General features: G+C 60.6%; 21 protein-coding genes. 12 read left to right on the top strand and 9 right to left on the bottom strand.

All coding sequences use genetic code 11. The features are described 5' to 3' along the window. Positions 1-44 precede the first annotated feature (44 nt). The gene (locus H8790_RS08860; protein WP_243208470.1) at positions 45-968 is read left to right on the top strand and encodes an alpha/beta hydrolase; all 924 of its coding nucleotides are present in this window, start codon (positions 45-47) and stop codon (positions 966-968) included. Between the two features lie 44 nt (positions 969-1,012). On the opposite strand, the gene H8790_RS08855 is transcribed toward H8790_RS08860, so the two are convergent. Beyond that, positions 1,013-2,389 carry an MATE family efflux transporter gene (locus tag H8790_RS08855; protein ID WP_187332179.1) on the bottom strand — a complete coding sequence of 459 codons (1,377 nt, stop codon included), beginning with the start codon at positions 2,387-2,389 and terminating at the stop codon, positions 1,013-1,015. Positions 2,390-2,908: 519 nt separating this feature from the next. Here H8790_RS08855 and H8790_RS08850 point away from each other — a divergent pair. From H8790_RS08850 to H8790_RS08820, 7 genes are all read left to right on the top strand, one after another. Next, entirely contained in the window at positions 2,909-3,118 is a 210-nt protein-coding gene (locus H8790_RS08850; RefSeq protein ID WP_187332178.1) for a hypothetical protein, read from the top strand. Positions 3,119-3,130: 12 nt separating this feature from the next. Further along, positions 3,131-4,621 (top strand): sodium:solute symporter family protein, encoded by a 1,491-nt coding sequence (locus tag H8790_RS08845; RefSeq protein ID WP_187332177.1) that lies wholly within the window; start codon positions 3,131-3,133, stop codon positions 4,619-4,621. Beyond that, positions 4,621-5,511, top strand: a complete 891-nt coding sequence (locus H8790_RS08840; RefSeq protein ID WP_187332176.1) for a DUF6282 family protein — start codon at positions 4,621-4,623, stop codon at positions 5,509-5,511. The genes H8790_RS08845 and H8790_RS08840 overlap by 1 nt, the downstream gene beginning before the upstream one ends. 157 nt (positions 5,512-5,668) lie before the next feature. Then, a complete protein-coding gene (locus H8790_RS08835; protein WP_187332175.1) occupies positions 5,669-6,502 on the top strand; it encodes an undecaprenyl-diphosphate phosphatase in 834 nt (277 codons plus the stop codon). Positions 6,503-6,550: 48 nt separating this feature from the next. Further along, positions 6,551-9,022 carry a DNA translocase FtsK gene (locus tag H8790_RS08830; protein ID WP_243208469.1) on the top strand — a complete coding sequence of 824 codons (2,472 nt, stop codon included), beginning with the start codon at positions 6,551-6,553 and terminating at the stop codon, positions 9,020-9,022. Positions 9,023-9,187: 165 nt separating this feature from the next. Next, positions 9,188-10,381: a pyridoxal phosphate-dependent aminotransferase gene (locus tag H8790_RS08825; protein ID WP_187332174.1), complete on the top strand. Its 1,194-nt coding sequence runs from the start codon at positions 9,188-9,190 to the stop codon at positions 10,379-10,381. Between the two features lie 57 nt (positions 10,382-10,438). Continuing rightward, positions 10,439-10,720, top strand: a complete 282-nt coding sequence (locus tag H8790_RS08820) for a Dabb family protein (protein WP_187332173.1) — start codon at positions 10,439-10,441, stop codon at positions 10,718-10,720. A gap of 61 nt (positions 10,721-10,781) precedes the next feature. Here the strand turns inward: H8790_RS08820 and H8790_RS08815 are convergent, their stop codons facing one another. Together H8790_RS08815 and H8790_RS08810 are read right to left on the bottom strand one after the other, a co-directional pair. Next, entirely contained in the window at positions 10,782-11,096 is a 315-nt protein-coding gene (locus H8790_RS08815) for an MGMT family protein (RefSeq protein WP_187332172.1), read from the bottom strand. Continuing rightward, positions 11,093-11,911 carry a carbon-nitrogen hydrolase family protein gene (locus H8790_RS08810; protein ID WP_187332171.1) on the bottom strand — a complete coding sequence of 273 codons (819 nt, stop codon included), beginning with the start codon at positions 11,909-11,911 and terminating at the stop codon, positions 11,093-11,095. Before H8790_RS08810 ends, H8790_RS08815 begins: the two co-directional genes overlap by 4 nt. A gap of 123 nt (positions 11,912-12,034) precedes the next feature. On the opposite strand from H8790_RS08810, the gene H8790_RS08805 reads away from it, so the two are divergent. The 4 genes from H8790_RS08805 (at position 12,035) to H8790_RS08790 (ending at position 17,547) form a co-directional block, all read left to right on the top strand. After that, positions 12,035-12,397 carry a BlaI/MecI/CopY family transcriptional regulator gene (locus tag H8790_RS08805; protein ID WP_187332170.1) on the top strand — a complete coding sequence of 121 codons (363 nt, stop codon included), beginning with the start codon at positions 12,035-12,037 and terminating at the stop codon, positions 12,395-12,397. Then, positions 12,394-14,319: a M56 family metallopeptidase gene (locus tag H8790_RS08800; protein ID WP_187332169.1), complete on the top strand. Its 1,926-nt coding sequence runs from the start codon at positions 12,394-12,396 to the stop codon at positions 14,317-14,319. Before H8790_RS08805 ends, H8790_RS08800 begins: the two co-directional genes overlap by 4 nt. Positions 14,320-14,478: 159 nt before the next feature. Next, the gene (locus H8790_RS08795) at positions 14,479-15,825 is read left to right on the top strand and encodes an APC family permease (RefSeq protein ID WP_187332168.1); all 1,347 of its coding nucleotides are present in this window, start codon (positions 14,479-14,481) and stop codon (positions 15,823-15,825) included. A gap of 114 nt (positions 15,826-15,939) precedes the next feature. Continuing rightward, on the top strand, positions 15,940-17,547 hold the full coding sequence (locus H8790_RS08790; protein ID WP_187332167.1) for a putative polysaccharide biosynthesis protein: 1,608 nt from the start codon (positions 15,940-15,942) through the stop codon (positions 17,545-17,547). A 126-nt stretch (positions 17,548-17,673) separates the two neighbouring features. On the opposite strand, the gene H8790_RS08785 is transcribed toward H8790_RS08790, so the two are convergent. From H8790_RS08785 to H8790_RS08760, 6 genes are all read right to left on the bottom strand, one after another. Continuing rightward, positions 17,674-18,720: a Gfo/Idh/MocA family protein gene (locus tag H8790_RS08785; RefSeq protein ID WP_187332166.1), complete on the bottom strand. Its 1,047-nt coding sequence runs from the start codon at positions 18,718-18,720 to the stop codon at positions 17,674-17,676. Between the two features lie 10 nt (positions 18,721-18,730). Beyond that, complete coding sequence (locus tag H8790_RS08780; RefSeq protein ID WP_187332165.1) at positions 18,731-19,693, bottom strand: ABC transporter permease; 963 nt, start codon at positions 19,691-19,693, stop codon at positions 18,731-18,733. Next, positions 19,686-20,933: an ABC transporter permease gene (locus H8790_RS08775; RefSeq protein ID WP_187332164.1), complete on the bottom strand. Its 1,248-nt coding sequence runs from the start codon at positions 20,931-20,933 to the stop codon at positions 19,686-19,688. The genes H8790_RS08780 and H8790_RS08775 overlap by 8 nt, the downstream gene beginning before the upstream one ends. Beyond that, positions 20,930-22,462, bottom strand: coding sequence for an ABC transporter ATP-binding protein (locus H8790_RS08770; RefSeq protein ID WP_187332163.1), 1,533 nt, complete (start codon positions 22,460-22,462; stop codon positions 20,930-20,932). The genes H8790_RS08775 and H8790_RS08770 overlap by 4 nt, the downstream gene beginning before the upstream one ends. A 79-nt stretch (positions 22,463-22,541) precedes the next feature. Next, entirely contained in the window at positions 22,542-23,270 is a 729-nt protein-coding gene (deoD, locus tag H8790_RS08765; protein WP_187332162.1) for a purine-nucleoside phosphorylase, read from the bottom strand. Between the two features lie 20 nt (positions 23,271-23,290). After that, positions 23,291-24,472, bottom strand: coding sequence for a BMP family lipoprotein (locus H8790_RS08760; RefSeq protein ID WP_187332161.1), 1,182 nt, complete (start codon positions 24,470-24,472; stop codon positions 23,291-23,293). Positions 24,473-24,496 lie beyond the last annotated feature (24 nt).

Here is a 24,496-nt window from a genome sequence, read left to right as displayed (position 1 = left end):
CCGTTCCCGGAGTAATCACAATGAACGACAACAAAGGAGGCCCCATGGAGAAAAAGAAATCCTCTCAGGCGGAGCGAAAGCGGCTGGACCCGCTGATGCTGGCCCTCAAGGCCCTGCACAGCGCCGGAGCGCCGGAGACCATGGACCCGGAGGAGCTGGAGCGCCAGCGGCGCAATCAGGAGATTCTGGGACGGCTGGCCGCGCCCATGGTGGGAATGGACTGGGAGGAGTTTTCCCTGGATGGGATGAACGCCGCCTGGACCCGGCTCAAGTGCCCCCACGGTGACCGGCATGTGATCCTCTACTGCCACGGCGGCGGTTACACCAGCGGAAACTTAGGTTATTCGCGGGTGCTGTCGGCAAAGCTGGCCAATGTCACGGGGTACGATGTGCTGAGCTTTGAATACCGCCTGGCACCGGAGCATCCGTATCCGGCGGCGGTGGAGGATGCCCTGCGGGCATGGGACCACCTGATGCTCATGGGCTATGGGGCCAGGGACGTGGTGGTGGCCGGAGACTCCGCGGGGGGCAATCTGGGATTGGTGCTGTGTCACTGGCTGCGGTCCGTTGGACGGCGGACGCCCGGTGCCCTGGTGCTGATGTCGCCCTGGACGGACATGACCATGAGCGGGGAATCCTACCGGGAGCGGGCGGAGATCGATCCGATGCTGACCGTGGAGTATATTGAGGCAGTCTGCACCGCCTACGCCCGGGGAAAGGACCTGCGTTCCCCCTATCTCTCCCCGCTGTTCGGACAGTTTGAGGGATTCCCGCCCACGCTGATCCAGGTGGGCGGCCACGAAATCCTGTATTCCGATTCCCTGCGGCTCCGGGACGCCATGGAGCAGGCCCACGTAAGGTGCCGGCTGGAGGTCTATGAGGACATGTGGCACGTGTTCCAGATGTTCCCCATGAAGCGGGCCGGGGCGGCTATGGAGAGCGTGAGCCGCTTCCTCTTGGAGCGCTGAGTATTTCATATGAAAAAAGCGGAACCGTACGGTTCCGCTTTTTGCTATTCTGAGGGTTCTTCCCCAGTCCCAATCTCTTCGGCCACGCGGCGCATGGTGCGTTTCATAAAGTAGGAGCTGAGGGTCAGGGAGGCCAGTTCGGCAATGAGGAAGGAGAACCAAACCAGCTCCAGCCGTCCCGTCTGGGCCAGCAGCCAGGCAACCGGCAGAAGCACCAAAAGCTGGCGGCACACGGAGTTGATGAGGCTGTGAAAGGGGTTGCCGATGGCTTGGAACACGGAGCCGGCGATGATGCAGAAGCCGGCCACGGGAAAGTGGATGCTGATGATCCGCAGGGCCACCGTGCCGATGGCGTACATTTCATCCGAGGCGCTGAAAAAGGAGAGAAGTGTCCGGGGCATCAGCTGGAAAACGGCGAACCCGGTGGTCATCACGCAGATTGCAGTGATGATGGTGAGCTTGATGGTCTTTTTCACCCGGTCCAGCCGGGCGGCGCCATAGTTGTAGGAGATGATGGGCACCATGCCGTTGTTGAGGCCGAAGACCGGCATAAAGATAAAGCTCTGCAGCTTGAAGTAGGCGCCGAACACGGCTGTGGCGGCCTCCGTAAAGGAGACCAGGATTTTATTCAGGCCGAAAGTCATGATAGAGCCAATGGACTGCATGACGATGGAGGGCAGGCCCACCCGGTAGATTTCCCCCGCGATGCGGCGGTCCCACCGGATTTCCCGGAGGCGGATGTGGATGTCGGGGTTGCACTTGAGGTTCAGGATAATGGCCGCGATGGCCGCCACGATTTGGCCCGCCACCGTTGCTACGGCCGCGCCGGCCACCTCCATCCGAGGTGCGCCGAAAAGGCCAAAAATCAAGATGGGGTCCAGGGCAAGGTTGATCACGGCGCCGATCAGCTGCGTGGTCATGGCCAGGGTGGTGCGGCCGGTGGACTGGAGCAGCCGCTCGAAACAGAACTGGCTGAACAGTCCTATGGACAGCCCCAGGCAGATGGTGGCATAGCTGGTGCCGTACTCCACCACCACCGGATTTTTAATTTGAGCCAGGAAGAAGGGCCGGGAGAGGGTCAGGCCGATAATGGCGAACACCACAAAGCTGCAAAACGCCAGGAAAATGCCCGTGTTGGCGGCCTTGTCCGCCATATCCTGCCGTTTTTCCCCCAGGGAGCGGGACAGCAGGGCATTGATGCCCACGGCGGTGCCGCCGCCCATGGCGATCATCAGGTTTTGCAGGGGAAAGGCCAGGGACACGGCGTTCAGGGCGTCCTGGCTGATCTTGGCCACGAATACGCTGTCCACCACATTGTAGAGGGCTTGTACCAACATGGAGATCATCATGGGGACGGCCATGGAAAAGAGCAGTTTGCCCACCGGCAGAACGCCCATTTTATTTTCAGAGTTTTGCTGCATGAATTCGCCTTTCTTTCTTGTTCCGATTTGCCGTAGGTGGACCGCCGGTCCCGGCATGGTTGAAAAACAGCGGAGCCGCCGAACCGGAAAGGATCGGCGAACTCCAACAGTACCTTATTATATAGAACCTGTATTTTAATGTCAATCCCTGTATGTTTCAGTCCGTTCCCCAGAGATGCGCAGGGGAGACTCCGGAGGTTCCACGAAAACGGGATGACTATGAACGGGTCAGGGCGTTTTATGAGTAACGGATCGAAGGAGGGCGGGGTTCCTCACGCGTGAATAGCGGGCGTGCGTCTATCCAACCTGGGAGTTTTTGAAAGGTTTCGGCCCTGGCTCCCATAGCCACAGGAGGTTCAGTACTGCTGATTTGTATGATTTTATAGGAAATGGAACCTGTATCCGCTATTTTTTGTGAGATGGTGCATTGCATTTTACGTAAAAAACTTGTATGATTTAGCGTGTTAGTGTGGTAGCGGTTAAAAGAGACCGCTGCAAAATGAAAGAGGAGGAATCTAAATGAAGTCAAAGCGGACCTGCCGGTGGATCTACATTCTAATCTGGCTCCTGGCCTTTGCCATGGTGAATTACCCCATTGGGGCGTGGGCCTCCAACAAGCTGACCCCGTTTATCCTGGGGTTTCCCTTCAGTGTGTTCTATTTTTGGGCGGCGTATTCCCTGCTGATCTTGGCGGGCGTGCTGCTGGCCTGGAAAGTGATGCGGGACTGAGGAGGGATTACTATGGAAAATTGGCAGATTATTTTACTGATTGTGGCGCTGTACTGTGCCCTGGTCATCTGTGTGGGCGTGTTTACCCGGACAAAGGGCCAGAATACGCTCCAGGACTATTTTGTGGGCAACCGCTCGTTAGGCGCCTTTGTGGCCTTTTTCACCTATGTGGCCACGTTCCACAGCAGCTTTGCCTTCATCGGGGCGGCCGGGCAGATGTACTCCGGCGGTATTAAGTTCTTTGCCACCTTTACCTCCTGTGTGGTCAGCCCGCTGATGATTTACATCATTGGCCGGCCCACCTGGTATCTGGGGCAGAAGTACAACTACATGACCCAGGGAGAGCTGGTTGGAGACTACTATGAAAGCAAGGCCCTGCGTTATCTGGTGGCGGTTGTGAGCCTGGTTTTCCTGATCCCCTACCTCCAGTCCCAGATCGCGGCGGGCGGCATCATTTTTGAGACCATCACGGAGGGCCGCGTCTCCTATCTGGTGGGCTGCGTGATTCTCTATGCGGTGATCATCAGCTACATCCTGTTGGGCGGATTCAAGGCGGTTGCGTGGACGGACACGATCCAGGGCGTTTTGATGATCGTCATGGTCTGGATTGCGGGCGGCGTCATTTTGATCCGGACCAGCGGCACACTCAGCTGGGGAGGGCTGATGCAGACCATGGCAACCCAGTTCCCGGAGAAGGTCATGGTGCCCATGGAATACTGGCCAACCTATATGACCTCGTTCATCTCCCTGTTCGGCATCTCCATCTATCCTCCGTCCTTCCAGCGGTTCTTTGCGGTCAAGAACCCGAAGACGCTGAAGTGGCTCTCCGTCACCACGCCGATCTACCTCATCTTCTTCTACGTCCCCATTATGATGATCGCATTTTCCGGCGTGGTCTGCATGCCCAACCTGGAGCGGGCGGACCAGGTGGTCCCCATGATGCTCACCCAGTATGCGTCCCCTGTCCTGGTGGGCCTGGTGATGGCCGGCGCGCTGGCCGCCACCATGTCCTCTACCGATTCCCAGCTCCACTCGGCCTCCTCCATCTTCACCATCGACCTCTATAAGGGGATGAAGCCTGAGGTCAGTGACAAGCAGGCGCTGTTTGCGGGCAAGGCCTTCATCGTGGTCATCAGCGCGGCGGCGCTGCTGCTCAGCCAGTTTACAAGCGCCCTGATTACCACCATCGTGACCATTGCCCTGGGTGGCTGCCTCCAGGTCCTGCCCTCCCTCATCGGCGCGCTGTACTGGAAGGGCGCCTCCCGGCAGGGCGCGCTCAGCGGACTGGTTGTGGGCGTAAGCGTAGTGGCGCTCACCCAATATGTCCCGGCCATCCGCACGCCTCTGGGGCTCTCCAGCGGTTTTTGGGGGCTGGTGTGCAACCTGATCGTGTTCTTTGTGGTGAGCAGCTGCACGACGAAGCCCTCGGACGCTTCAATCCGGAAGTTCCACGGCTATTTGGAGGAAGTCAACCGGAAATACGATGAAAAGGAACCTGTCTGATGAACGGCTGCATTGATCTGCACTTCCACATAGGCCCGGAGGCCATCCCAAGAAAATTTGATGCCATCCAGGCCGGGGAAGACCTCAACGCAAGCGGCATGGCCGGCGCGGTGCTGAAGAGCCATTACTTCTCCACCGTGCCCTTTGTCCAGATGGCGCGAAGCCGGGGCCTGGAAACGGTGTGGGGCTCGGTGGTGCTGAACCACTATGTGGGCGGGCTGAATCCCTTTGCACTGCGGGGCTCGCTGGGGATGCGGGCCAATGGGCAGGAGCTGTTGAAAGTCGTGTGGATGCCCACGGTCCACGCGGCCGCTCATCTCGCGATCCGGCGCTCCGACGGCGAGGCCTACGACGTGCCGCCGGAGTGGACGGGAGGGATTGTCTCCGGCACGCCGGTGGAAAAGGTCCCGCCGATCTCCGTGATGGAGCGGGGCGTACAGGAGGCCCTGAGGGAGATTCTGAGGATCATTGCGGACAATGACCTCATCCTGGCCACCGGGCATCTTTCAAAAGAGGAGGTGTTCCACCTGGTTCCCCTGGCTAAGAGCCTGGGTGTCCGGAAGGTCATCCTGACCCATCCGGCCTATGAGACCACCCGGCTGACTGTGGAGGAAATCCGGCAGCTGGTGGCGTTGGGCGGCGTCTATGCGGAGCAGAGCTATGCCCTAATGCCCATCGACCACCTGACGCCGGCGGACGTGGCCGCCTATATCCGGGGCGTCGGCGCGGAGCATACGGTGATGTCCTCCGATCTTGGCCAAAAGAGCCGCATGTCCTCCGGGGAGGGGATGCATCTCTTCTGTGAACTGATGAGCAAAGAGGGCATTGGGGAGGATGCGCTGCGCACCATGGCGGCGGAGAATCCGGCCCGGCTTCTTGGGTTGATTTGAGAATCAGGGGCGCTGCGGCCATCGGCCGCAGCGCCTTTCACGCTGGACGTCAAAAAGGGACGGCCCATGCCGCGCGGTGAATCTCAAATACCACTGGAATTCGCGGCCGGGGCATGATATACTGAAATCTACATGAAAAAAGTAGGAGTTGAGTGCATTGTCACTGTTTTCATCGTTTTTGTTGGGGCTGATCCAGGGAATTGCAGAGTTCCTTCCCATCTCCAGTTCCGGCCACCTGTCCATTGCCCAGAATCTTTTGGGCATCCAGGCAGTGGGCGAGGAACATGTGTTTTTTGACGTGCTGCTGCATCTGGGCACCCTGGCAGCGGTGTTTGTGGCGTATTGGAGTGACATTGTGGATATGGTGCGGGAGTTTTTCTCCGCCATTGGGGATCTGATCCACCACCGCACCACGCCCCACACGCCGCCTGCCCGGCGGATGATTCTGCTGATCGTTGTGGGCACGCTGCCGCTGTTTGCCATTCTGCCCATCAAAGACCTGGTGGAGGGGCTTTATTACAACACGGCGTTCATCGGCTGCGCCCTTCTGGTCACCGGCGTGCTGCTCTTTTTGAGCGACCGAGTGAAGAAGGGACGCAAGACAGAGAAGACCGCCACCATGTTAGACGCCGTCCTGGTGGGCGTTGGCCAGGCCATTGCCACCTGCCCCGGAATTTCCCGCTCCGGAATGACCATCTGCACCGGCACCTTTTTGGGCTTTGACCGGCGGTTTGCCGTCCGCTTTTCCTTCCTGCTTTCCATTCCCGCCGTATTGGGTGCCAATATCCTGGATATGGCGGACGCAGTGCAGGCGGGGATCGACTGGAGCCAGGTTCCGGTCTATCTGGTGGGCATTGCAGCTGCCGCGGTTTCGGGATATCTCTGCATCCGGCTGATCCGCATGATCGCGGACAAGGGCCGGTTCGGATTTTTTGCATATTACTGCTGGGCGGCAGGCGCGATTACCCTGCTGCTGACCATTCTGCACTGATCCATAGGCGCACGCGCCGCTTCAATTATACACAGGGGGGACGATCCAGTGGCAACACCCGCAAAGAAAACCAAATCCAATTCATCCAAAAGGAAAAAGCAGCCGGAAAAGCGCCCCATCCGCCGGGAGGTGGGAGGAGGCGTCTGCCTGCTGCTGTGCCTGTGCGTGCTGGTCAGTTACTTCAACGTGCAGGCCATTGTGCTTGACTGGATGGCAAAGCTGATCCGGGGCCTCTTTGGCTACGGCTATTATCTGGCCGCGCCTGCGCTGGGGCTGGCCGGAGTGGTGCTGCTGAGCCACCGCGGCCGCCCGGTGCGGCTGCGCACCGCCTGCACGCTGCTACTGCCGCTGGCGGCCGGTGCGCTGGGCCACATGTTCTTTTGCCGCACCGCCTATCAGCTCTCCGCCTCCGGGCTTTTGAAGGGGCTGTGGAGTTCCGGCATCGCGCTCAAGAGCGGCGGAGCCGTCTCCGGCATGCTGGCGGTGCTTTCCATCACCGCGTTCAGCAAAATCGTCTCCATTGTTTTATTCCTGGTGGTGCTTGTGCTGCTGCTTCTGGCCGCGTTCCATCTGAGCGTTGGGGCGGTCATTGAAAAGGCCCGCAGCCGTCAGCGCCTCGAATATGAACTGGAGGAGGAACTGCCGCCCCGCCCGGCCGGAGAGGAGCGTCCCAGGCGGATCGGGCGGCCCAGCATCGACATCCCCCTGGATGAAGAGCAGGAGAAAAAGCCCTCATCCTTCTCCGGCTTTTTCCGCCACAAGAGCGATCAGATCAAGACCCCGGACCAGGTGCTGCAAAAGGACGAGGGGCTGTCTCCGGAGCCGCCGATGAAGCAGCCTGCTCCGCCGCTTCCGGAACCGGCGGACCTGGGAGCGGCGGCGGAGCCGGCACCGGAGCCCGCAGCCCCGCCGCCCAAGGCGGAGAGCAAGAAACTGACCTCGGAGGAGGTGGCCGCCGCCACCCAGGAGGTCTCTCAGGAGATTGCCAGCCAGATGGCGGAGGAGAAGAGCGACTACCAATACCCGCCCATCACGCTGCTGCATCAAAACCACGAGGAGAACTTCACGGAGGTGGGCGCCGAGCTGCGCAACAACTCCCGCCGCCTGGCGGAGACGCTCAGCAGCTTCGGCGTGGTGGCAAAGGCCGGGGATGTGGTGCACGGCCCGTCTGTGACCCGGTATGAGTTCGTTTTGGACCAGGGTGTCAAGCTCTCCAAGCTCACCGGCCTGGCCGATGACATTGCCCTGGCCCTGGGGGCCAGCGGCGTCCGCATCGCCCCCATCCCGGACAAGATTTCCGTGGTGGGCATCGAAGTGCCCAACAAGCAGGTGTCCAGCGTGCTCATCCGGGACGTGATCGAGTCGGCGGAGTTTGTGGGACACAAGTCCAACGTGGCCTTTGCGGTGGGCAAGGACATCGGCGGCAACAACATTGTGGGCAACATCGCCAAGCTGCCCCACGTCCTGATCGCCGGCACCACGGGCTCCGGCAAGTCCGTGTGCACTAACTCCCTGATCGTGAGCCTGCTCTATAAGTCCACGCCCGACGAGGTCCGCTTCATCATGGTGGATCCCAAGATGGTGGAGCTGGCACCCTACAACGGCATCCCCCACCTGCTGATCCCGGTGGTGACGGACCCCAAAAAGGCTGCCGGAGCGCTGCAGTGGGCGGTGTTCGAGATGATGAAGCGCTATAAGCTCTTTTCAGAGAATGGCATCAAGGACTTGGCCGGCTACAATGCCCTGGCCAGGAAGAGCGAGGACCTGCACACCCTGCCCACGGTGGTGGTGGTGATCGATGAGCTGGCCGACTTGATGCTGGTGGCGGCCAAGGAGGTGGAGGAATCCATCTGCCGGGTGGCCCAGATGGGCCGCGCCGCCGGAATGCACCTGGTCATCGCCACCCAGCGGCCCTCCGCCGACGTGATCACCGGATTGATGAAGGCCAACATCCCCTCCCGGATCGCCTTTGCCGTGGCGTCCTCCCTGGAGTCCCGGATCATCCTGGACACCCAGGGCGCGGAGAAGCTGGTGGGCCGGGGCGACATGCTCTATGCGCCCCTGGGCGCAGGAAAGCCCCAGCGCATCCAGGGCTGCTTCATCTCCCCGGAGGAGATCGAGCAGGTGGTGGAGTTTGTCAAGCAGAGCGGCGACGCCGACTACGACCAGGACGTGATCCGCAAGATCGAGGAATCCATGCAGGAGCGGGAGAAGGGCGGCAAAGGCTCCGCCTCCGCCCAGGGTTCCGCCGGAGGCGAGGAGGAGGGCGACGAGCTGCTGCCAGCCGCTGTGGACGTGGTGCTGGAAACGGGACAGGCTTCAGTCTCCATGCTCCAGCGCCGGCTGAAGTTAGGTTATTCCCGGGCCGCCCGGCTGGTGGACCAAATGGAGGAGCGGGGAATCGTGGGGCCGTTCGAAGGCTCCAAGCCCCGGCAGCTGCTGATTACCAAGGACCAGTGGCAGGAGATGCAGATGCGTTCCAGCGGCGAACTGCCGGAGTGCGGGGAAGAAGAAGACTAAAAAAACGGGCGTGCCCTTTCCCGGGGCGCGCCCGTTTGGCCTCTCATCCAGCACTTGTCATTTGAGGTGGAATTTAGTCTACATAAAGCCAAATTCAGTTGACAAGGGAAAAGAGTGTGTTACAATGAAAAAGGTGGCAAGCAGAATAGATTAGGAGGTTTTTCCATGAAGTTTTCAAGCAAAATCCTAAAATGCGGACTCTCCCCCATGCGCAAGTTTCACCCCTACGCGGTAGCGGCGGAGAAAAAGGGCCGCAAAATCTATCATCTGAACATCGGCCAGCCTGACATTGAGACGCCCAAGGCGTTTTTTGACGCTGTGAAACACTTTGAACAGCCTGTTCTGGCCTATGCCGCCTCCCCCGGCGTACCGGAGTATATCGACGCGGTGCGGGAGTACTATGGAAAACTGAACATTCCCCTGGAAAATGGTGATATTTTGGCCACCACCGGCGGCAGCGAGGCGCTGGAGATGGTGCTGGCCTGCATTTTGGACGATGGGGATGAGATTCTGATCCCCGAGCCCTTCTATCCCAATTACAATACGTTTGTCAAGGTGACCGGCGCCTCCATCCGGCCCATTCCCACCACGGCGGAAGAGGGATACCATTACGCCGACCGGGAAAAGATCGAGCCCCTCATCAATGAGCACACCCGGGCCATCATGGTGACGAACCCCGGCAACCCCACCGGCGTGGTGCTCAGCCGTGACGAGATGCGCATGATCGTGGACGTGGCCAAGGCCCACAACCTCTTTGTCATCGGCGACGAGGTGTACCGTGAGTTCGTCTACGCCGGCCAGCCCCTGGCCAGTTTGGCGGAGTTTGACGATGCGGCGGAAAATGTGGTGGTGGTGGACTCCGTGTCCAAGCGGTTCTCTGCCTGCGGCGCCCGGATCGGTGTGTTGGTGTCCCGCAACAAGGACCTGATGGCCCAGGCGATGAAGTGGTGCCAGGGGCGCCTTTGCTCCGCCACGCTGGACCAGGTGGGCGCGGCCGCGCTCTACTCTGTGGGCCCGGACTACTTCGCCAAGGTCCGTGAGGAGTACAAGCTGCGCCGGGACACGGTGATGCGCAAGCTGGCGGACATTCCCGGCGTGGTGTGCAAATGCCCGGAGGGTGCCTTCTATATCATGGCCAAACTGCCGGTGGACGATGCAGAGACCTTCCAGACCTGGCTGCTGGAGGAGTTTGAGGACCATGGGGACACGGTGATGTTCGCCCCCGGCGAGGGCTTTTACAGCACGCCGGGCAAGGGCAGGGATGAAATCCGTATCGCCTATGTGCTCAAGCAGGCCGACCTGGAGCGGGCCATGGACCTGCTGGCTCTGGGCATTCAGGCATATAACGCCCGCAAGTAATCAAAGCAGGACGCCGCGGGATTCCCGCGGCGTCCTTTTTCACAAGGAGGATGAAAGATGATTCGGCATATTGTGATGTGGAAATTCCGTCCCGGGACGCAGGCAGAGCAGGCCCAATTCCTGGAGGGGCTGAGGGGCTTGCAGGGAGTGATCCCGCAGCTCAAAAAGAGCGAGGTTGCCGTCAATGTGGGGGAGGGCAACTACGATGCCGTGCTGGTGTCGGAGTTTGAGAGCCTGGAGGACCTGGCGGTCTACAAGAAGGACCCCCGCCATGTGGCGGTTTCCAGCCTCTGCAAGTCCATCCGGGAAGACCGGGTGGCGGTGGACTATGAGATGTGACTGAGAAAAGAACGGCAGCACTGGAATCTTCCGGTGCTGCCGTTCTTTTCTCACGCATCTACTAAAAGAGGGGCTGCCAAAGATGAAGGGAGAGGTCTACGCAGCCCTCCGGCGTAAAGGCCACGCCCTCCGCTTCCAGGAGGGCCCGCTGGGTGCCGGGGCCAAACGTGTCGAACGCCGCGGTGGTGCCGCCGAAGCGGTTCACCACCCGGTGGCAGGGCACACCGGCGCTGGAAGGGCAGGCGCTCATGGCATAGCCCACCAGCCGGGCGCCCCGGGGCCGGCCGATGAGGTGGGCCAGCTGGCCGTAGGTGGCAACCTTCCCCGGCGGAATTTGGCGTACAAGGGCATAGACCTGTTCAAATACACCGCTCATACTTCTTTGATCTCGTAGAGGTCTGTCCGACGGGCAGAGAGGATGGGCAGCTGGCGGCGCACGGAGTCCGCGCGGCTCAAATCCAAATCCACGTACTGGATGCAGGGTTCGCCACCGCAGCGGGTGAGGACCGTGCCCCAGGGGTCCACGGCCATGGAGTTGCCGTAGGCCACATAGGAGGCGGATTCGTTCCGGGCAGGGGAGACGCCCACGGTGAAGCACTGGTTGTCCACGGAGCGCTGACGGAACATCAGCTCCCAATGGGCCGGGCCGGTGGTCATGTTGAAGGCCGCAGGGACAAACAGCACCTTTGCGCCCCGCAGGGCCATCAGCCGGGCCAGTTCCTCGAACCGGAAATCAAAGCAGATACAAAGCCCCATGGTGCCGAACTCCGTCTCAAAGGTGGTGATTTGGCTGCCGGGGCTCAACGTGTCCGACTCCATAAACCGCTGGCCCCCCTCCACGTCGATGTCGAAGAGGTGGACCTTCCGGTGCCTGGCCAGCTGGACTCCATCCCGGCCGTAGACATAAGAGGTGTTGTAGATCCGATCCCCCTCCAACTCCGGCACGGAGCCGCCCACAATATAGAGCCCCAGCTCCCTGGAGAGGGAGGACAGGGCCGCCTGGGCCTCGCCGCCCTCCGCCTCGCCATAGGAGCGGAAGGCGGAAGTTTCATAGGGGCAGCAGAACATCTCCGGCAGTACGGCAATGTCCGCCCCCTGGGCGGAAGCCTCCCGGATTTTTTCACAGGCCAGGGCAATATCGGCTTTTTTATCGCCGCTGCCTCCGGCCAGCTGAATCAACGCAACGCGCATACCATCAACTCCTTTTCTCCATTGTAAATCAGGCAGGGAAAAGATGCAAGATAAGGCTTGACAAAAGAGGTCTATTGTTATAGACTCAGCATAGGTCGATAGTTATAGACCAAGGAGGAGCCTATGGAGAAGCTATGTGACAGTGAATACCGGTTTATGCAGGTGGTGTGGGACAATGCCCCGGTGGGCTCAGGCCGCCTGGTGGAGCTTTGCCGCGAGGAGTTGGGATGGAAGAAGTCCACCACCTACACGACGCTGAAAAAGCTTTGCGAAAAGGGGTTGGTGCGCAATGAAGAGGCCATCGTCACCGTGCTGATCCCCAGGGAGCAGGTGCAGGCCGTGGAATCCGACGCCTTTGTGGAGCGCGCCTTCGGCGGTTCCCTGCCCTCCTTTTTCAGCGCTTTTATGAGCGGAAAGACGCTCAGCGCCCAGGAGGCGGAGGAGCTCAAGCGCCTCATTGACGCCCATAAGGAGGGAGAGATATGAGCATTTTAACTGCCGTGTTCGGTGAGCTCATCCAGATGAGCCTGACGGCGGTGCCGGTGATCCTGATCGTGGCAGCGCTGCGGCTGGCGCTTTGCCGGGCGCCGAAGAGGTACAGTTATGCGCTGTGGCTGGCGGTGGGGTTCCGGCTGGTGTGCCCCGTGGCCCTCACCGGTGTGCTTGGCACCGAGGCCGGCGTGACGGCCCTGCTGCCCCAGGCTCTTCCGGCGACTACGGAGCGGGTGGCCGCCGGTGTGTCCAGGGTGGACTACGGGATAGTCCCGGTGATGACTGGAGGCGCCCAAACCCTGAAAGAAGCGGCTTCTTCCGCTGCCGATGTCCCGGACTGGAGCGCGTGGCTGGCCCTGGTGTGGGCCGCGGGGGTCTGCATGCTGTTGGCGCGCAGCCTGATCGTCTATGTGAGGCTCAAAAGGCGCATGGCCACGGCGGTGCACCTGGAGGGCAATGTTTATGAGAGCGACGTTTTGGCCACGCCATTTGTCATGGGGCTGATCCGGCCCAGAATCTACATCCCCTTCCGCCTGGAGGGAGAGGAGCGGAGCTATGTGCTTGACCACGAGCGCTGCCACATCCGGCGTGCCGACCATCTGGTGCGGCTGATCGCCTACTTGCTGGCGTCCGTGTATTGGATGAACCCATTGGTGTGGGCGTGCTACTATCTGATGAACCGGGACATGGAGATGAGCTGCGACGAATCGGTGCTGGGACGGCTGGGCGTCGGGATCAAAAAGGGGTACAGCATGTCGCTTGTCTCCTTTGCCACGACCCGCCGCATCCCGGCCGCCGGCCTGCTGGCCTTTGGGGAGGGAGACGCCAGGAAGCGGGTCAAGAATGTGCTCCGATGGAAGCGGGAGACGCCAAGAGTGGCATTTTTGGCGATTATAGTATGTATTTTTGCTATTATAGTGTGCCTTGGCAATGGAAGCGCGGGGACGGGCTGGGTTCGCGGCGGAGAAACAGAGACCAACGATGGGTTTGACATGACTAAATTCTCCTACTCTGTGAGCCGGGATGTGCGGTCTATGTTTCTCTATGAGGAGGTCTATGACAATGGACAGCTGATCTCCGGAAGAGTACTTGCAGCAACGGACTTCATCACCGGGCAACGGCCCGATCAAGGGACTTTAGAGATTGGATACGAGATGGAAGGCTGGACGCAGCCGCACTGGCTGCAAAAGGATGGCTCCGCGGTGGCCTCCATGCCCTCCGGCATTCCTGAGCGGGACTATCGCGCTATGCTGTCCAAGGCCCTGAATTTAAGGTCCGGGAGGGTGGAATTGCCGGCGGACGGCAGCTGCACGATTTATCTGATCAGCCTGACGGAGGACGCCACGAAGGGCCTCAGGCCCTTCGGACCAGAGGACCTGGACGCAGGCGGTCCGGAGGGGCTGAAGGACAACGGTGTTGTGGCAGCGCTGCGGCTGATCACCTCCACCAAGCCGATGGACGACGCCCTGGAGCAGCTTGGCGCGTCCGCCTGGGCCTATCGGCTGTTCGACACCGCAACCCCCTATGTGGGGGATGCGCCGGGCTGTGTGGACGTGCTGTTTGCTCTGAGGGTTGGAGATAAATTGGGGAATTTCTCCATTGAGTTGGGGACCGGGGAGCGGCCCTATGGGCTGCAGCTCAATTTCCGGCAGTCACCGGAGGACCCCCAGGTTCTGGACAGAGAAATGAACCGCTATGCGCCGGTGCTGATCGCGTTGATTGGAAACCTGGATCAGGTGAGCTGGACCTATCCGGCGGAGGACGGCTCCCTCCGCCAGGCGGAGTGCACCTATGACGAGGAGGGAGTGCTTGGCCAGGTGCGGGAGGCCACCGGAAGAGCCTATGGCTCCCTGAAGGAGATGGGTACTTCTCCCCAGGGGGTGCAGGACCTGTTGCAGGGCATGGGCCTCAAATAAGGGAAAAAGACGGCGGAATTTCCGCCGTCTTTTTTTACTTGGCTATAAATGCCAAATGAAAAAAAGAGATAGGGAACAATCTTGTGCAAAAAATAGATTGGTGGTATACTATCGTAGTCTTTGCCGCAGAAGAGAATCAAAAAAGGGAGAAAGAGAGATATGGAGTTACAAAAGCGATACGGGCTGCCCACGGCAATCTGCATGGTGGTGGGAATTGTCATTGGCTCCGGCGTATTCTTCAAAGCCGAGGCGGTGCTGAACGCCACGGGAGGGAATATGCCGCTGGGCATTGCCGCATGGCTGATCGTCGGCGCCATCATGATGATCTGTTCCTATGTCTTTGCCACCCTGGCCACCCGCTATGAGCGTGTGAGCGGCCTGGTGGATTATGCGGAGGTCACCATGGGCCAGGGCTATGCTTACGCCATGGGGTGGTTTGCAGCGTCCGTGTACGTCCCGGGGCTGGTGTCCGTTCTGGCCTGGGTCTCCGCCCGGTATCTGTGCGTGCTGCTGGGATGGGACATCACGGGCGGCTCCTGTATGGTCATCGCATGCTTTTTCCTCTGCGCCGATTATGCGGTCAACGCCCTGTCGCCCCGGATAGCGGGCAAATTCCAGGTGACCACCACCGTGGCCAAGATGGTGCCCCTGGTGCTGATGGCGGTGGTGGGAACGGTGATGGGCCTTGCCAACGGACAGCTGCACGAAAACTTTACCGCCGCTGCCTCCTCCGCTGTGGATACGGGCACCGGTCTGATGGCCTCCGTGGTGGCGGTGGCCTTTGCCTATGAGGGCTGGATCCTGGCCACCTCCATCAATGCTGAACTGAAAGACGCTAAGCGCAACCTGCCCCGGGCGCTGGTGATCGGCGCCTGCATCGTGGTGGCCACCTATCTCTTTTACTATATCGGCCTGGGCGGAGCCGTCACCACGGAGGAGCTGATGGCCAGCGGAGAAGCCGCTGCCAAGATGGCCTTCCAGCGCACCTTCGGCCCTGTGGCGGGGACGCTGGTCTTTGTGCTGATCGTGATTTCCTGCCTGGGCACGCTGAACGGCCTGATGCTGGCCTGCTGCCGGGCCAGCTATGCCCTGGGCGCACGGAACTGGGGGCCCCGGCCCGATGTGTTCGAACAAGTGGACCCGGCCACCAACATGCCCGCCAACTCCGCCACCATGGCGCTGCTGTACTCCGCCTTCTGGCTGTTGTTTTTCTACGGCGCCAATTTGGCGGAGCCAAGGTGGTTTGGCGCGTTTGGCTTTGACTCCGCGGAGCTGCCCATTGTCACGCTTTATGCCATGTATATCCCCATTTTTGTCCAGATGATGCGGAAGGAAAAGGAGCTGAACGCCTTCAAGCGCTTCCTCATGCCGGCCCTGGGCGTGCTCAGCTGTTTGTTCATGGTGTACGCGGCCTTTGCCGCCCATGGAGTACGGGTGCTTTACTATCTGCTGATGTTCGCTGTCTTTATGATTGTGGGCTTACTCTTCCGCGGGCGGAGGCAGTGAGAGGATTGGCGAGGCGGGGCGGCGGGCCGGGAAGGCGCCGCCCCTTTTTGCGTCTGTCTTGACTTTACCCGGCCGGCGCCTTAGAATAAGTTGTCACAAAAAGGAGGTGGAGAGATGTCGACCGAACGCAGGATGCTGCTTCAGGGCAGTATTTTGGCTTTTGCGGGAATCCTGACCAAGCTCATTGGCTTTGCCTATCGAATCCCCATGGCAAACCTGCTGGGGAATGTGGGCAACGGCATCTACTCCGTGGCCTTCGGCATCTACAACATCGCCCTGACCCTTTCCTCGCTGAGCATGCCTTTGGCGGTCTCCAAGCTGGTCTCTTCCCGCCTTGCAAAAAACGAGGCAAAAAACGCCCGCAGGGCCTTTTGGGATACGCTGCTCTTTGCCGCCGCCGCAGGCGGCGTGGCGGCGCTGGTGCTGTGGTTCGGCGCGGACGCCCTGGAGGGCGTCTACAAGGAGCCGGGGCTTGCCAAGCCGCTGCGGATTCTTTCACCCACCACCTTTGTGGTGGCCTTCCTGGGCACCTTCCGGGGCTGGTTCCAGGGCCACGGAAACATGGTGCCCACCGCTGTTTCCCAGGTTTTAGAGCAGATCGTCAACGCCGTGGTCAGCGTGCTGGCGGCGTGGCAGCTGACCCGGGTCTTTGCCGCAGACGTCGCGGTGGACGCCTACGGCGCCGCCGGCGGCACCATTGGTACCTTGGCCGGAGCCGCAGTGGGCCTGGCCTTTGTGGTGACGCTGTTTTTCCGGAGCCGGGAGCCGGAAGGGCTCCAGGAGGCCCCGGCGGAGGATCACGCCCTCATCTACCGCGCCCTGATCCTGACGGTGATCCCCGTGGTCTTGAGCCAGACCATTTATCAGATCGGCTATACCTTGGACGACCTCATCTTTGCCAACGTGATGGCGTCGAAAGGGTTTTTGAAGGAGGAGTACCAGGCGCTGCAGGGGGTGTTCAACACCCAGTACAACCAGCTGGTGAACCTGCCGGTGTCCATCGCCAGTGCCATGGCGGCCTCCACCGTGCCCGGCATTGTCAGCGCCTCGGTGCGCCGGGACCGGCGGGAGTCCCACCGGAAGATCACGGCGGTGCTGAAGCTGAACATGGCCGTTGCCATCCCCTCCGCGGTGGGGCTGGCTGTGCTGGCCAGGCCCATCATGGACCTGCTGTTCACCAGCTTGGGGGAAAAGGAGGCCCTGGCGGCCCACCTGCTCCAGGCTGGCTCCTCCGCGGCAGTATTTTATGCCCTTTCCACCATTACCACCGCCATCCTCCAGGCCAGCGACTACATGGGGCTGCCGGTGCGTCACTGCGCCGTCTCGCTGGCGATTCACGCGGCGCTGGTCTATCTGCTGCTGCGCTTTACCAACTGGGGCGTTTACGCGCTGATCGTGGGAAACGTCACCTTTCCCCTGCTGGTGTCGCTCCTTAACTGCCGGGCCCTGAGCCGGGAGCTGCGCTACCGCTTCAAGCCAGGCCGCACCTTTGCCGTGCCCCTTGTGTCGGCGCTGGCCATGGGCGTGGTCACCTGGTGCAGCAGTGCCCTGCTGCACCTGATTGGGTGCCCGAGGGTCCTGACGCTGATAGCGGCCATTGTGCTGTCCGTGGCCGCCTACGGTTATCTCCTGCTGCGGCTGCACTGCTTTGCCGACCGACAGCTGCTGGAGCTGCCCATGGGCGGGAAGCTGCTGAGGCTCTCCAAGCGGCTGGAACGGTAGTAGATCATGAAAGAGATGGCGTACAGTTTTATGGGCGCGAATGCGATTCGCCGTTGCCTCCATTTGATTTTTTAAACCCGGTCCAATCAAAAAGCTCCGTGTTCTTTTGAACACGGAGCTTTTTGATTATTCCCGCACAGGGACGAACGTGCCGCCGTTGTGGGCGCTCTGCGCGATGCAGCTGCAGATCAGGGTGTTGACGGCGCCGTCCCGGAAGGTGGCCAGCCTGGGGTCCCGCAGGCCGGTTTCCACCGCGCAATAGAAGGCGCGGAAGCAGTCGGTGAATGTGTCGGTAAAGCCGCCGCCAAAGGCGCTGGTCCGGCAGGTGAGCCCCTTTGCCTTCTCGCCGGTGACCACCTGATAAGGTGATTCGCTGCACCAGGAGACGGACCGGGAGGCGGAGAGAATTTCCAGGGACAGATCGTTGCTGCGGCCCGGGGAGATTTCGGAGAACACCGCGCTGGCCACGGCCCCGCCGCTCAGGCGGAAGGTGACCACGGCCGTATCCTCGTTGGAGACGGTGACCGCCTCTCCCTCCCCGTCGGGGTAGAGGAGGCCGTCCCGGACCCGGCCCTCAGGCTGGAGGGTCTGGAACACGGCGCTGACAGCCTCCACCTCCAGGCCGGTGAGATAGCGCATCAGGTCGATGAAATGGGAGCCGATCTCCGAGGTGGCCCGGGTGGCCTCCCGGTAGCGCCAGGAGTAGGGGCAGGGGAGGATGTTGAACTCCTGCTGGTAGTGGCCGTGGATCAGGACCGGATCGCCCATCTCCGCCACCAGGCCGCGGACCTGGGTACAGGTGGGATAAAACCGGTTGTTGAAGTCCACCGCTGCCACCACACCCTTGGCCTCAGCCAGGGCTGAGAGCTCTTTGGCGTCCTCATAGCGCAGGGACAGGGGCTTTTCGCACAGCACGTGCTTGCCCGATTCAAGGCACAGCTTCACCAGTTCGTAGTGACGCTCCGGCGGGGCGCAGACGTGGACGCAGTCCACCTTTTTGAGCTGCTCCTCCGTCAGCGTGTCGGTAAAGCATTCGCAGCCGTATTCACCGGCAAACCGCTGGGCGGAGGGAAGGGTGTGGCCCACCACCAGGGAGGCTGAATGGCCCAGGGAACGGATGGACTGCGCGTGGGTGTGGGCGATGCCGCCGGTGCCGATGATGGCTGCTCGCATAAATGCCTCCTTACCGCTTGCCCTTGTCGTAGACCTCGCCTGCTGCCTTGGGCGGGTGGTTCTTCTTGGAGAAGAAGGTCAGCAGGATCAGTGTCAGGATGTAGGGCAGCATCATGAACAGGTCGGAATAGTTGCTGGAGAGGCCCATGCTCAGGCACAGCTGGTATCCGCCGGACTTGGCCAGGCCGAAGAACAGACAGACTGCGGCTGTGGGCAGGATGTTCCAGTTGCCGAAGATCATGGCCGCGATGGCAAGGTAGCCGTAGCCCATATAGATGTTGGGGGAGAAGTTGGCGGAAATGGAGTAGGCGTAGCAGATGCCGCCCACGCCGGAGAGGGCGCCGGAGATCATCACCGCGAGAAAGCGGGTGCGGCCCACGTTGCCGCCTGCGGCGTCAACGGCCTGAGGGTTCTCACCGCAGGCCCTGAGATGCATGCCGAAGCGGGTCTCGTACATCAGGTACCAGGCCAGGATGGCCAGGCCCAGGATAACAAACTCAAAGGGATACATGTTCTGGAACAGGGCGCCAAGGACGGGGATGTCGCTGAGCACGGGGATGGTGAAGCGGTCGGACACGCCAAGGATGAACTTGTTGGAGGACTGTCCGCCGGTGAGGGCCTTGTTCACTGTGCTGGTGAGGAAGGTGGTCAGGGCCACGGCCAGGATGTTGACCACCACGCCGCTGATGACCTGATTGGCCCGGAACTTGATGCACAGCAATGCGTGGATGCAGGCATAGAGCCCGCCGCCAATGAAGGCGGCCAGCATGGCGATGTAGATCACACCCTGGGAGCCGTCGCCGAGGATGGGCATGAGGAGAACGGCGATCAGCGCGCCCACAAAGGCGCCGAAGCCCTGGAAGCCCTCAACGGCCAGGTTGGTGATGCCGCTTTTTTCCGAGTAGATGCCGCCCATGGCCATGACGAACAGGGGAGCGGCAAAGGAGAGGCCGTCAATAAATACTTTATCCATTCCTGCTTGCCTCCTTTCCGGGATACTCCGAATCCCCGCCCGGCGGATTCTCCCCGGGCGCTGCGGATCCGTCGGAAGCGGGGGCCTGCTCCTCCTGAAGCTGGGCGGCCTTGGCGGCAATGGCGGCCTCGTCCACCGCCCGCTCCAGGCGGCGATGGGCCATAAAGCGGAAGTACCCGCCGCAGGCGGAGAAGAGCAGCAAAATTCCGGTGATCATGGAGGCGACTTCCTTGGCCACGCCTAAGGTGGAGCTCATGTAGTTGCTTCCGTTTTGGAAAATGGTGATCAGGATGGCCGCGAAGATGGAGCCGATGGGGCTGGAGTTGCCCAACAGCGCCACGGCGATGGCATCGTAACCCATGCTGGCCAGGGTTTTGGGCACGATGGTGTTGTAATAGCCGCAGTAGTAGGTCACGCCAGCAAGGCCCGCCAGCATGCCGGAGAGCATCAGGGAGATGACGATGCGCCGTCCCACCTTGATACCGGCGTACCGGGCGCATCTGGCGTTGATGCCTACGGCCTTCAGCTCAAAGCCGAACACGGTCTTGTCAAAAATAAACTTGACCAGAAAGGCCGCGGCGATGGCCAGCACGATGCCCAGGGGCACGTTGCACTTGACGCCGCCGATCTGGACGTTCATCCAGGTGAGACGGGAGGCATCGGAGCAGATCCGCATGGAACGGGTCAGCATATCCGCATAGTACCCGTTGATAAAAAAGCCGGTGAGATAGCTGATGATATAGTTCAGCATCACGGTGGAGACCACCTCGTGGATGTTGAACTTGTACTTCAAAAAGCCCACGAACGCGCCCAGCGCGCCGCCGGCCACAATGCCCACCAGGATCACCAGGGGCTTGGCCAGGTAGGCGTCCAGGCCGCTGTAGCCGATGAGAGCGGTGGCCAGGAAGCCAGAGGCCAGCATCTGTCCGGCGATTCCGATGTTGAACAGCCCCGCCTTGAAGCCCACGATGAAGCCCAGGGAGGCCAGCAACATGGGAGCCAGGATGTTCAGGAAGGTGAAGAGGTCGGTCAGCATGCCGCTGCCGCCGCCGTAGCTTAACTTGGGCAGGAAGCCGGAGCCCTGGAGAAAGCTGAGAAAGGCCACCAGGGGATTTTTGCCCATCACCAGAAGGATGACGCTGGCGCAGATCAGGCTCAGGAGAATGCTGAGGATGGGGACGCTGATGGAGGACCATTTTTCGCTGTCCAGGATGGACGCGAGCCGGTTTTTCTTTTTCATGCTTCCTTCACCCCCATCATGTATTTGCCCACGTCGTGAGAGGTCAATGTAGAGGCGTCGGCGATTTTCAGAAGTTGGCCGTTGTAGATGACACCGATGGTGTCGGCAAGCTCCATGATCTCGTCCAACTCCAGGGAGATGAGCAAAATGGCGGTGCCCTTGTCCCGCTCCTCTAAAATCTGACGGTGGATGTTTTCAATGGCGCCGATGTCCAGTCCGCGGGTGGGCTGGACAAAGATGATGAGCTTGGCGTGCTCCTCAATCTCACGGGCGATAATCGCCTTTTGCTGATTGCCGCCGCTCATGGAGCGCAGGGAGGTCTTGCGTCCCTGGCCGCAGCGGATGTCGTAGCGGTCGATCAGTTCGTTGGCGTTCTTCTCAAATTCATTGAACTGTAAAATGCCGTTTTTGGAAAAGGGTGCTTTGTAGTACTTCCGAAGGGCCAGGTTGTCCCCCAGGTTGAAGTCCAGGAACACGCCCACGCCCTGCCGGTCCTCAGGGATGTAGGAGATGCCGGCCTCCGTCCGCTGGCGGATGGAGAGTGCGGTGATGTCCTTGCCTCCAAGGGTGATGGAGCCGCTGTGGGCCTTTGTCAGCCCGGCGATGGCATCGGCCACCTCCACCTGCCCGTTGCCGGAGACGCCTGCAATGGCAAAGACCTCGCCGGCGCGGATCTGGAAGGAAACATCCTTCACCACGTCAAACTTGTTGGCGTTGCGGACAGTGAGGTTTTTGACCTCCAGCACGGTGCCCCGGTAGTCGGCAGGCTTCTTGGCAGGGTTGAAGTCCACTTGGCGGCCCACCATCATGTTGGCCATATCCTGGGAAGAGGTGCTCTTCACGTCCAGCACGTTCACCAATTTGCCGCGGTACAAGATGGCGCAGCGGTCCGCAATCTTTTTGATCTCCTCGATCTTATGGGTGATGAGGATGATGGTTTTGCCGCCCTTGCGCAGTTCGTCGATGATTTTCAGAAGAAATTCGATCTCCTGAGGGGTCAGGACGGCGGTGGGCTCGTCGAAAATCAGGATTTCCGCCTTGCGGTAGAGCATCTTCAGGATTTCCACACGCTGGCGGACGGAGACGGGGATGTCCTCGATCTTGTCGGTGGGGTTGACCTCCAGGCCGAACTTTTTGGACAGTTCCGCAATCTCACGGTTGGCGGTCTTGATGTCCACGCAGGGGAGGACGCCAAACAACTTTTTCATGGGTTCCACACCCAGGACGATGTTCTCGGCCACGGTATAGTTATCCACCAGTTTGAAGTGCTGATGCACCATGCCGATGTTGTGGGCGGTGGCGTCGTTGGAGGAGCGGAATTTGACCTTCTCCCCCTGAATGTAAATCTCCCCGATGTCCGGCTCATACATGCCGAACAGCATGCTCATCAGCGTGGATTTGCCGGCGCCGTTTTCTCCCAAGAGCGCGTAGACCTCGCCGCGCTTGACCTGGATCGTTACGTCGTCGTTGGCGACAATGCCCGGAAAGCGCTTTGTGATGTGGCGCATTTCCACAATGTAATCTTCCATGTTACCTCCCCTTGCTTCTCATATGGGATTTGACGCTGCCCCTTCCGTCAGGTTCGGCGGGAGGGGCAGCATAAGAGGTTTATTCGACGCTCTGCCAGGCCGCCTCCAGAGCAACCTCCATCATCTCGTGGAAGGACTCCTGCCGGTCCTCTGCAGACAGGGCTTCCCCGGTGAAGAGGTGGTCGGAAATGGTCAGAATGCTCAGCGCCTTCTTGTGGCAGCCCACTGCGGTCCAGTAGAGGCCGGCGGTCTCCATCTCCACTGCCAGATGGCCCAGGTCCCGCAGCTGCTGGTTGATCTCCGGGCGGGGATAGTAGAAATGGTCGGAGGTGTAGACCGTGCCCACCACGGCGTTGACGTTCAGCTTCTTGGCCGCTTCCACGCTGTGGGCCAGCATATCATAGCTGGCGGCGGGAGCCAGGTAGCCGGGCATGTTGTAGGCCGCGCCATAGTTGGAGTTGGTGGAAGCCGCCATGGCCACGACCACGTCCCGCAGCTTGACCTGGTCGGACAGGCCGCCGGCGGAGCCGATGCGGATGATGGCGTCCACGTCAAACTGGGTGTAGAGTTCGGTGGCATAGAGACCCATGGAGGGAATGCCCATGCCGCTGCCCATGACGGAAATCTTCTTGCCGCGGTAGGTGCCGGTGTAACCCAGCATGTTGCGCACGGTGTTGAAGCAAACGGGGTTTTCCAGATAGTGCTCCGCCACATGCTTGGCGCGCAGCGGATCGCCGGGCATCAGAACGACCTTGGCAATCTCCGCATCCGTAACGGAGATGCTGGCGGAAATGGAGGATTTTGTCATAGCCTTTCCTTTCTTACGCCTTACTTGAGGCCGGGGAAATCGGTGGGAGTATAGCCGTTGAAGTTGGAGGCGGGAACGATGGTGCCGTCCTTGACCAGCTCATAGCACTCGGCCATCTTCGCAAGGGCGTCGTCGCTCAGCTGCTGGCGGCCCTCTTCGGAGACATAGCTGGAGGAGTCGGTATCGGCGCCCAGGAAGGCGTCCTCGGCGACGAAGGTACCGTCATAGATGGCTTCCAGCTGCTTCTGGACGTTGACGTCCATGACCTTCAGGGTGGAGGTCAGGATGATGTTGCGGTCGCCGGCGGCACCGTCGTCAAACTGATCCACGTCGCAGCCGATGACATACACATCGGAGGCTTCCTTGATGGCGGTGAAGGTACCGTTGGCGGCGGCGCCGGCAGCGGTAAACAGGACGTCGCAGCCTTCATTGATCAGGGCCTCGCCCACCACCTTGCCGGTGGCCTCGTCGGCAAAGTCGCCGATGTAGTTGCCGCCAACGTTGTTGCCGTTGACATCCACGCCGGCGTAGGAGGGCAGCTCCACATACTCGGCGGTGGTGCCGTAGTGGGCGTTGGCGTAATTCACGCCGGACATGAAGCCGAACTGATAGTTGACGTTGGAGGGATACGCCATGGCGTTGACCACGGCCACCTTGTTGCTCTTGGTAGTCAGGGCGGCGGCCAGGCCGGCGAAGAAGCCACCCTCTTGCTCGGAGAAGGTCATGGTGTACACATTGCCCAGGTCAGCGGCATTCAGGGCAGTACCCTGGCTGTCGGTGATGGTGGAGTCCACCACGATGAAGTACTTGTCGGGGTTGGCGGCCGCAATGTCGCCGATGGCGGTGAAGTTGAAGCCGGGCAGGACGAAGACGTCATAGTCGCCGGCCACGCGGTCCACGGTGGGAACCAGCTCGTTGTAATCGCTCTCCTTGATGTCGGTGACCGTGCAGTCGGAGTGCTCGGCGACAAAGGCCTGGATGCCCTCGTAGCAGTTCTGATTGAAGGAACCGTCGTCGATACCGGAGGAGGTGATGATGCAGATCTTCAGGCCAGTGGCCTCGGCGCTGCCACTGCCACTGCCGCTGCCGCTTGCGGAACCGGAGCCGGATGCGCTGCCGCCGTTGCCGCCGCAGGCGCTCAAAGACGCGACGATGGCCACCAGAGACAAGATTGCCAGAAATACCTTGAACTTCTTTTTCATTGGGATACTCCTTTCATAGTCCAA

Origin of the sequence: Oscillibacter hominis, assembly GCF_014334055.1 — a bacterium.
GTDB classification, from domain to species: Bacteria; Bacillota; Clostridia; order Oscillospirales; family Oscillospiraceae; genus Oscillibacter; species Oscillibacter hominis.
Note: the sequence above shows the minus strand (reverse complement) of the source record. Positions and strands in the feature narration are given on the sequence as shown.

Coding starts and splice junctions, on each gene's coding strand:
- H8790_RS08855 (WP_187332179.1), bottom strand. CDS start 2,389: ATGCAGCAAAACTCTGAAAATAAAATGGGCGTTCTGCCGGTGGGCAAA.
- H8790_RS08810 (WP_187332171.1), bottom strand. CDS start 11,911: ATGCGCGTTGCGTTGATTCAGCTGGCCGGAGGCAGCGGCGATAAAAAA.
- H8790_RS08780 (WP_187332165.1), bottom strand. CDS start 19,693: ATGGATAAAGTATTTATTGACGGCCTCTCCTTTGCCGCTCCCCTGTTC.
- deoD (WP_187332162.1), bottom strand. CDS start 23,270: ATGACAAAATCCTCCATTTCCGCCAGCATCTCCGTTACGGATGCGGAG.
- H8790_RS08800 (WP_187332169.1), top strand. CDS start 12,394: ATGAGCATTTTAACTGCCGTGTTCGGTGAGCTCATCCAGATGAGCCTG.
- H8790_RS08850 (WP_187332178.1), top strand. CDS start 2,909: ATGAAGTCAAAGCGGACCTGCCGGTGGATCTACATTCTAATCTGGCTC.
- H8790_RS08785 (WP_187332166.1), bottom strand. CDS start 18,720: ATGCGAGCAGCCATCATCGGCACCGGCGGCATCGCCCACACCCACGCG.
- H8790_RS08815 (WP_187332172.1), bottom strand. CDS start 11,096: ATGAGCGGTGTATTTGAACAGGTCTATGCCCTTGTACGCCAAATTCCG.
- H8790_RS08825 (WP_187332174.1), top strand. CDS start 9,188: ATGAAGTTTTCAAGCAAAATCCTAAAATGCGGACTCTCCCCCATGCGC.
- H8790_RS08860 (WP_243208470.1), top strand. CDS start 45: ATGGAGAAAAAGAAATCCTCTCAGGCGGAGCGAAAGCGGCTGGACCCG.
- H8790_RS08845 (WP_187332177.1), top strand. CDS start 3,131: ATGGAAAATTGGCAGATTATTTTACTGATTGTGGCGCTGTACTGTGCC.
- H8790_RS08775 (WP_187332164.1), bottom strand. CDS start 20,933: ATGAAAAAGAAAAACCGGCTCGCGTCCATCCTGGACAGCGAAAAATGG.
- H8790_RS08840 (WP_187332176.1), top strand. CDS start 4,621: ATGAACGGCTGCATTGATCTGCACTTCCACATAGGCCCGGAGGCCATC.
- H8790_RS08760 (WP_187332161.1), bottom strand. CDS start 24,472: ATGAAAAAGAAGTTCAAGGTATTTCTGGCAATCTTGTCTCTGGTGGCC.
- H8790_RS08790 (WP_187332167.1), top strand. CDS start 15,940: ATGTCGACCGAACGCAGGATGCTGCTTCAGGGCAGTATTTTGGCTTTT.
- H8790_RS08795 (WP_187332168.1), top strand. CDS start 14,479: ATGGAGTTACAAAAGCGATACGGGCTGCCCACGGCAATCTGCATGGTG.
- H8790_RS08805 (WP_187332170.1), top strand. CDS start 12,035: ATGGAGAAGCTATGTGACAGTGAATACCGGTTTATGCAGGTGGTGTGG.
- H8790_RS08770 (WP_187332163.1), bottom strand. CDS start 22,462: ATGGAAGATTACATTGTGGAAATGCGCCACATCACAAAGCGCTTTCCG.
- H8790_RS08820 (WP_187332173.1), top strand. CDS start 10,439: ATGATTCGGCATATTGTGATGTGGAAATTCCGTCCCGGGACGCAGGCA.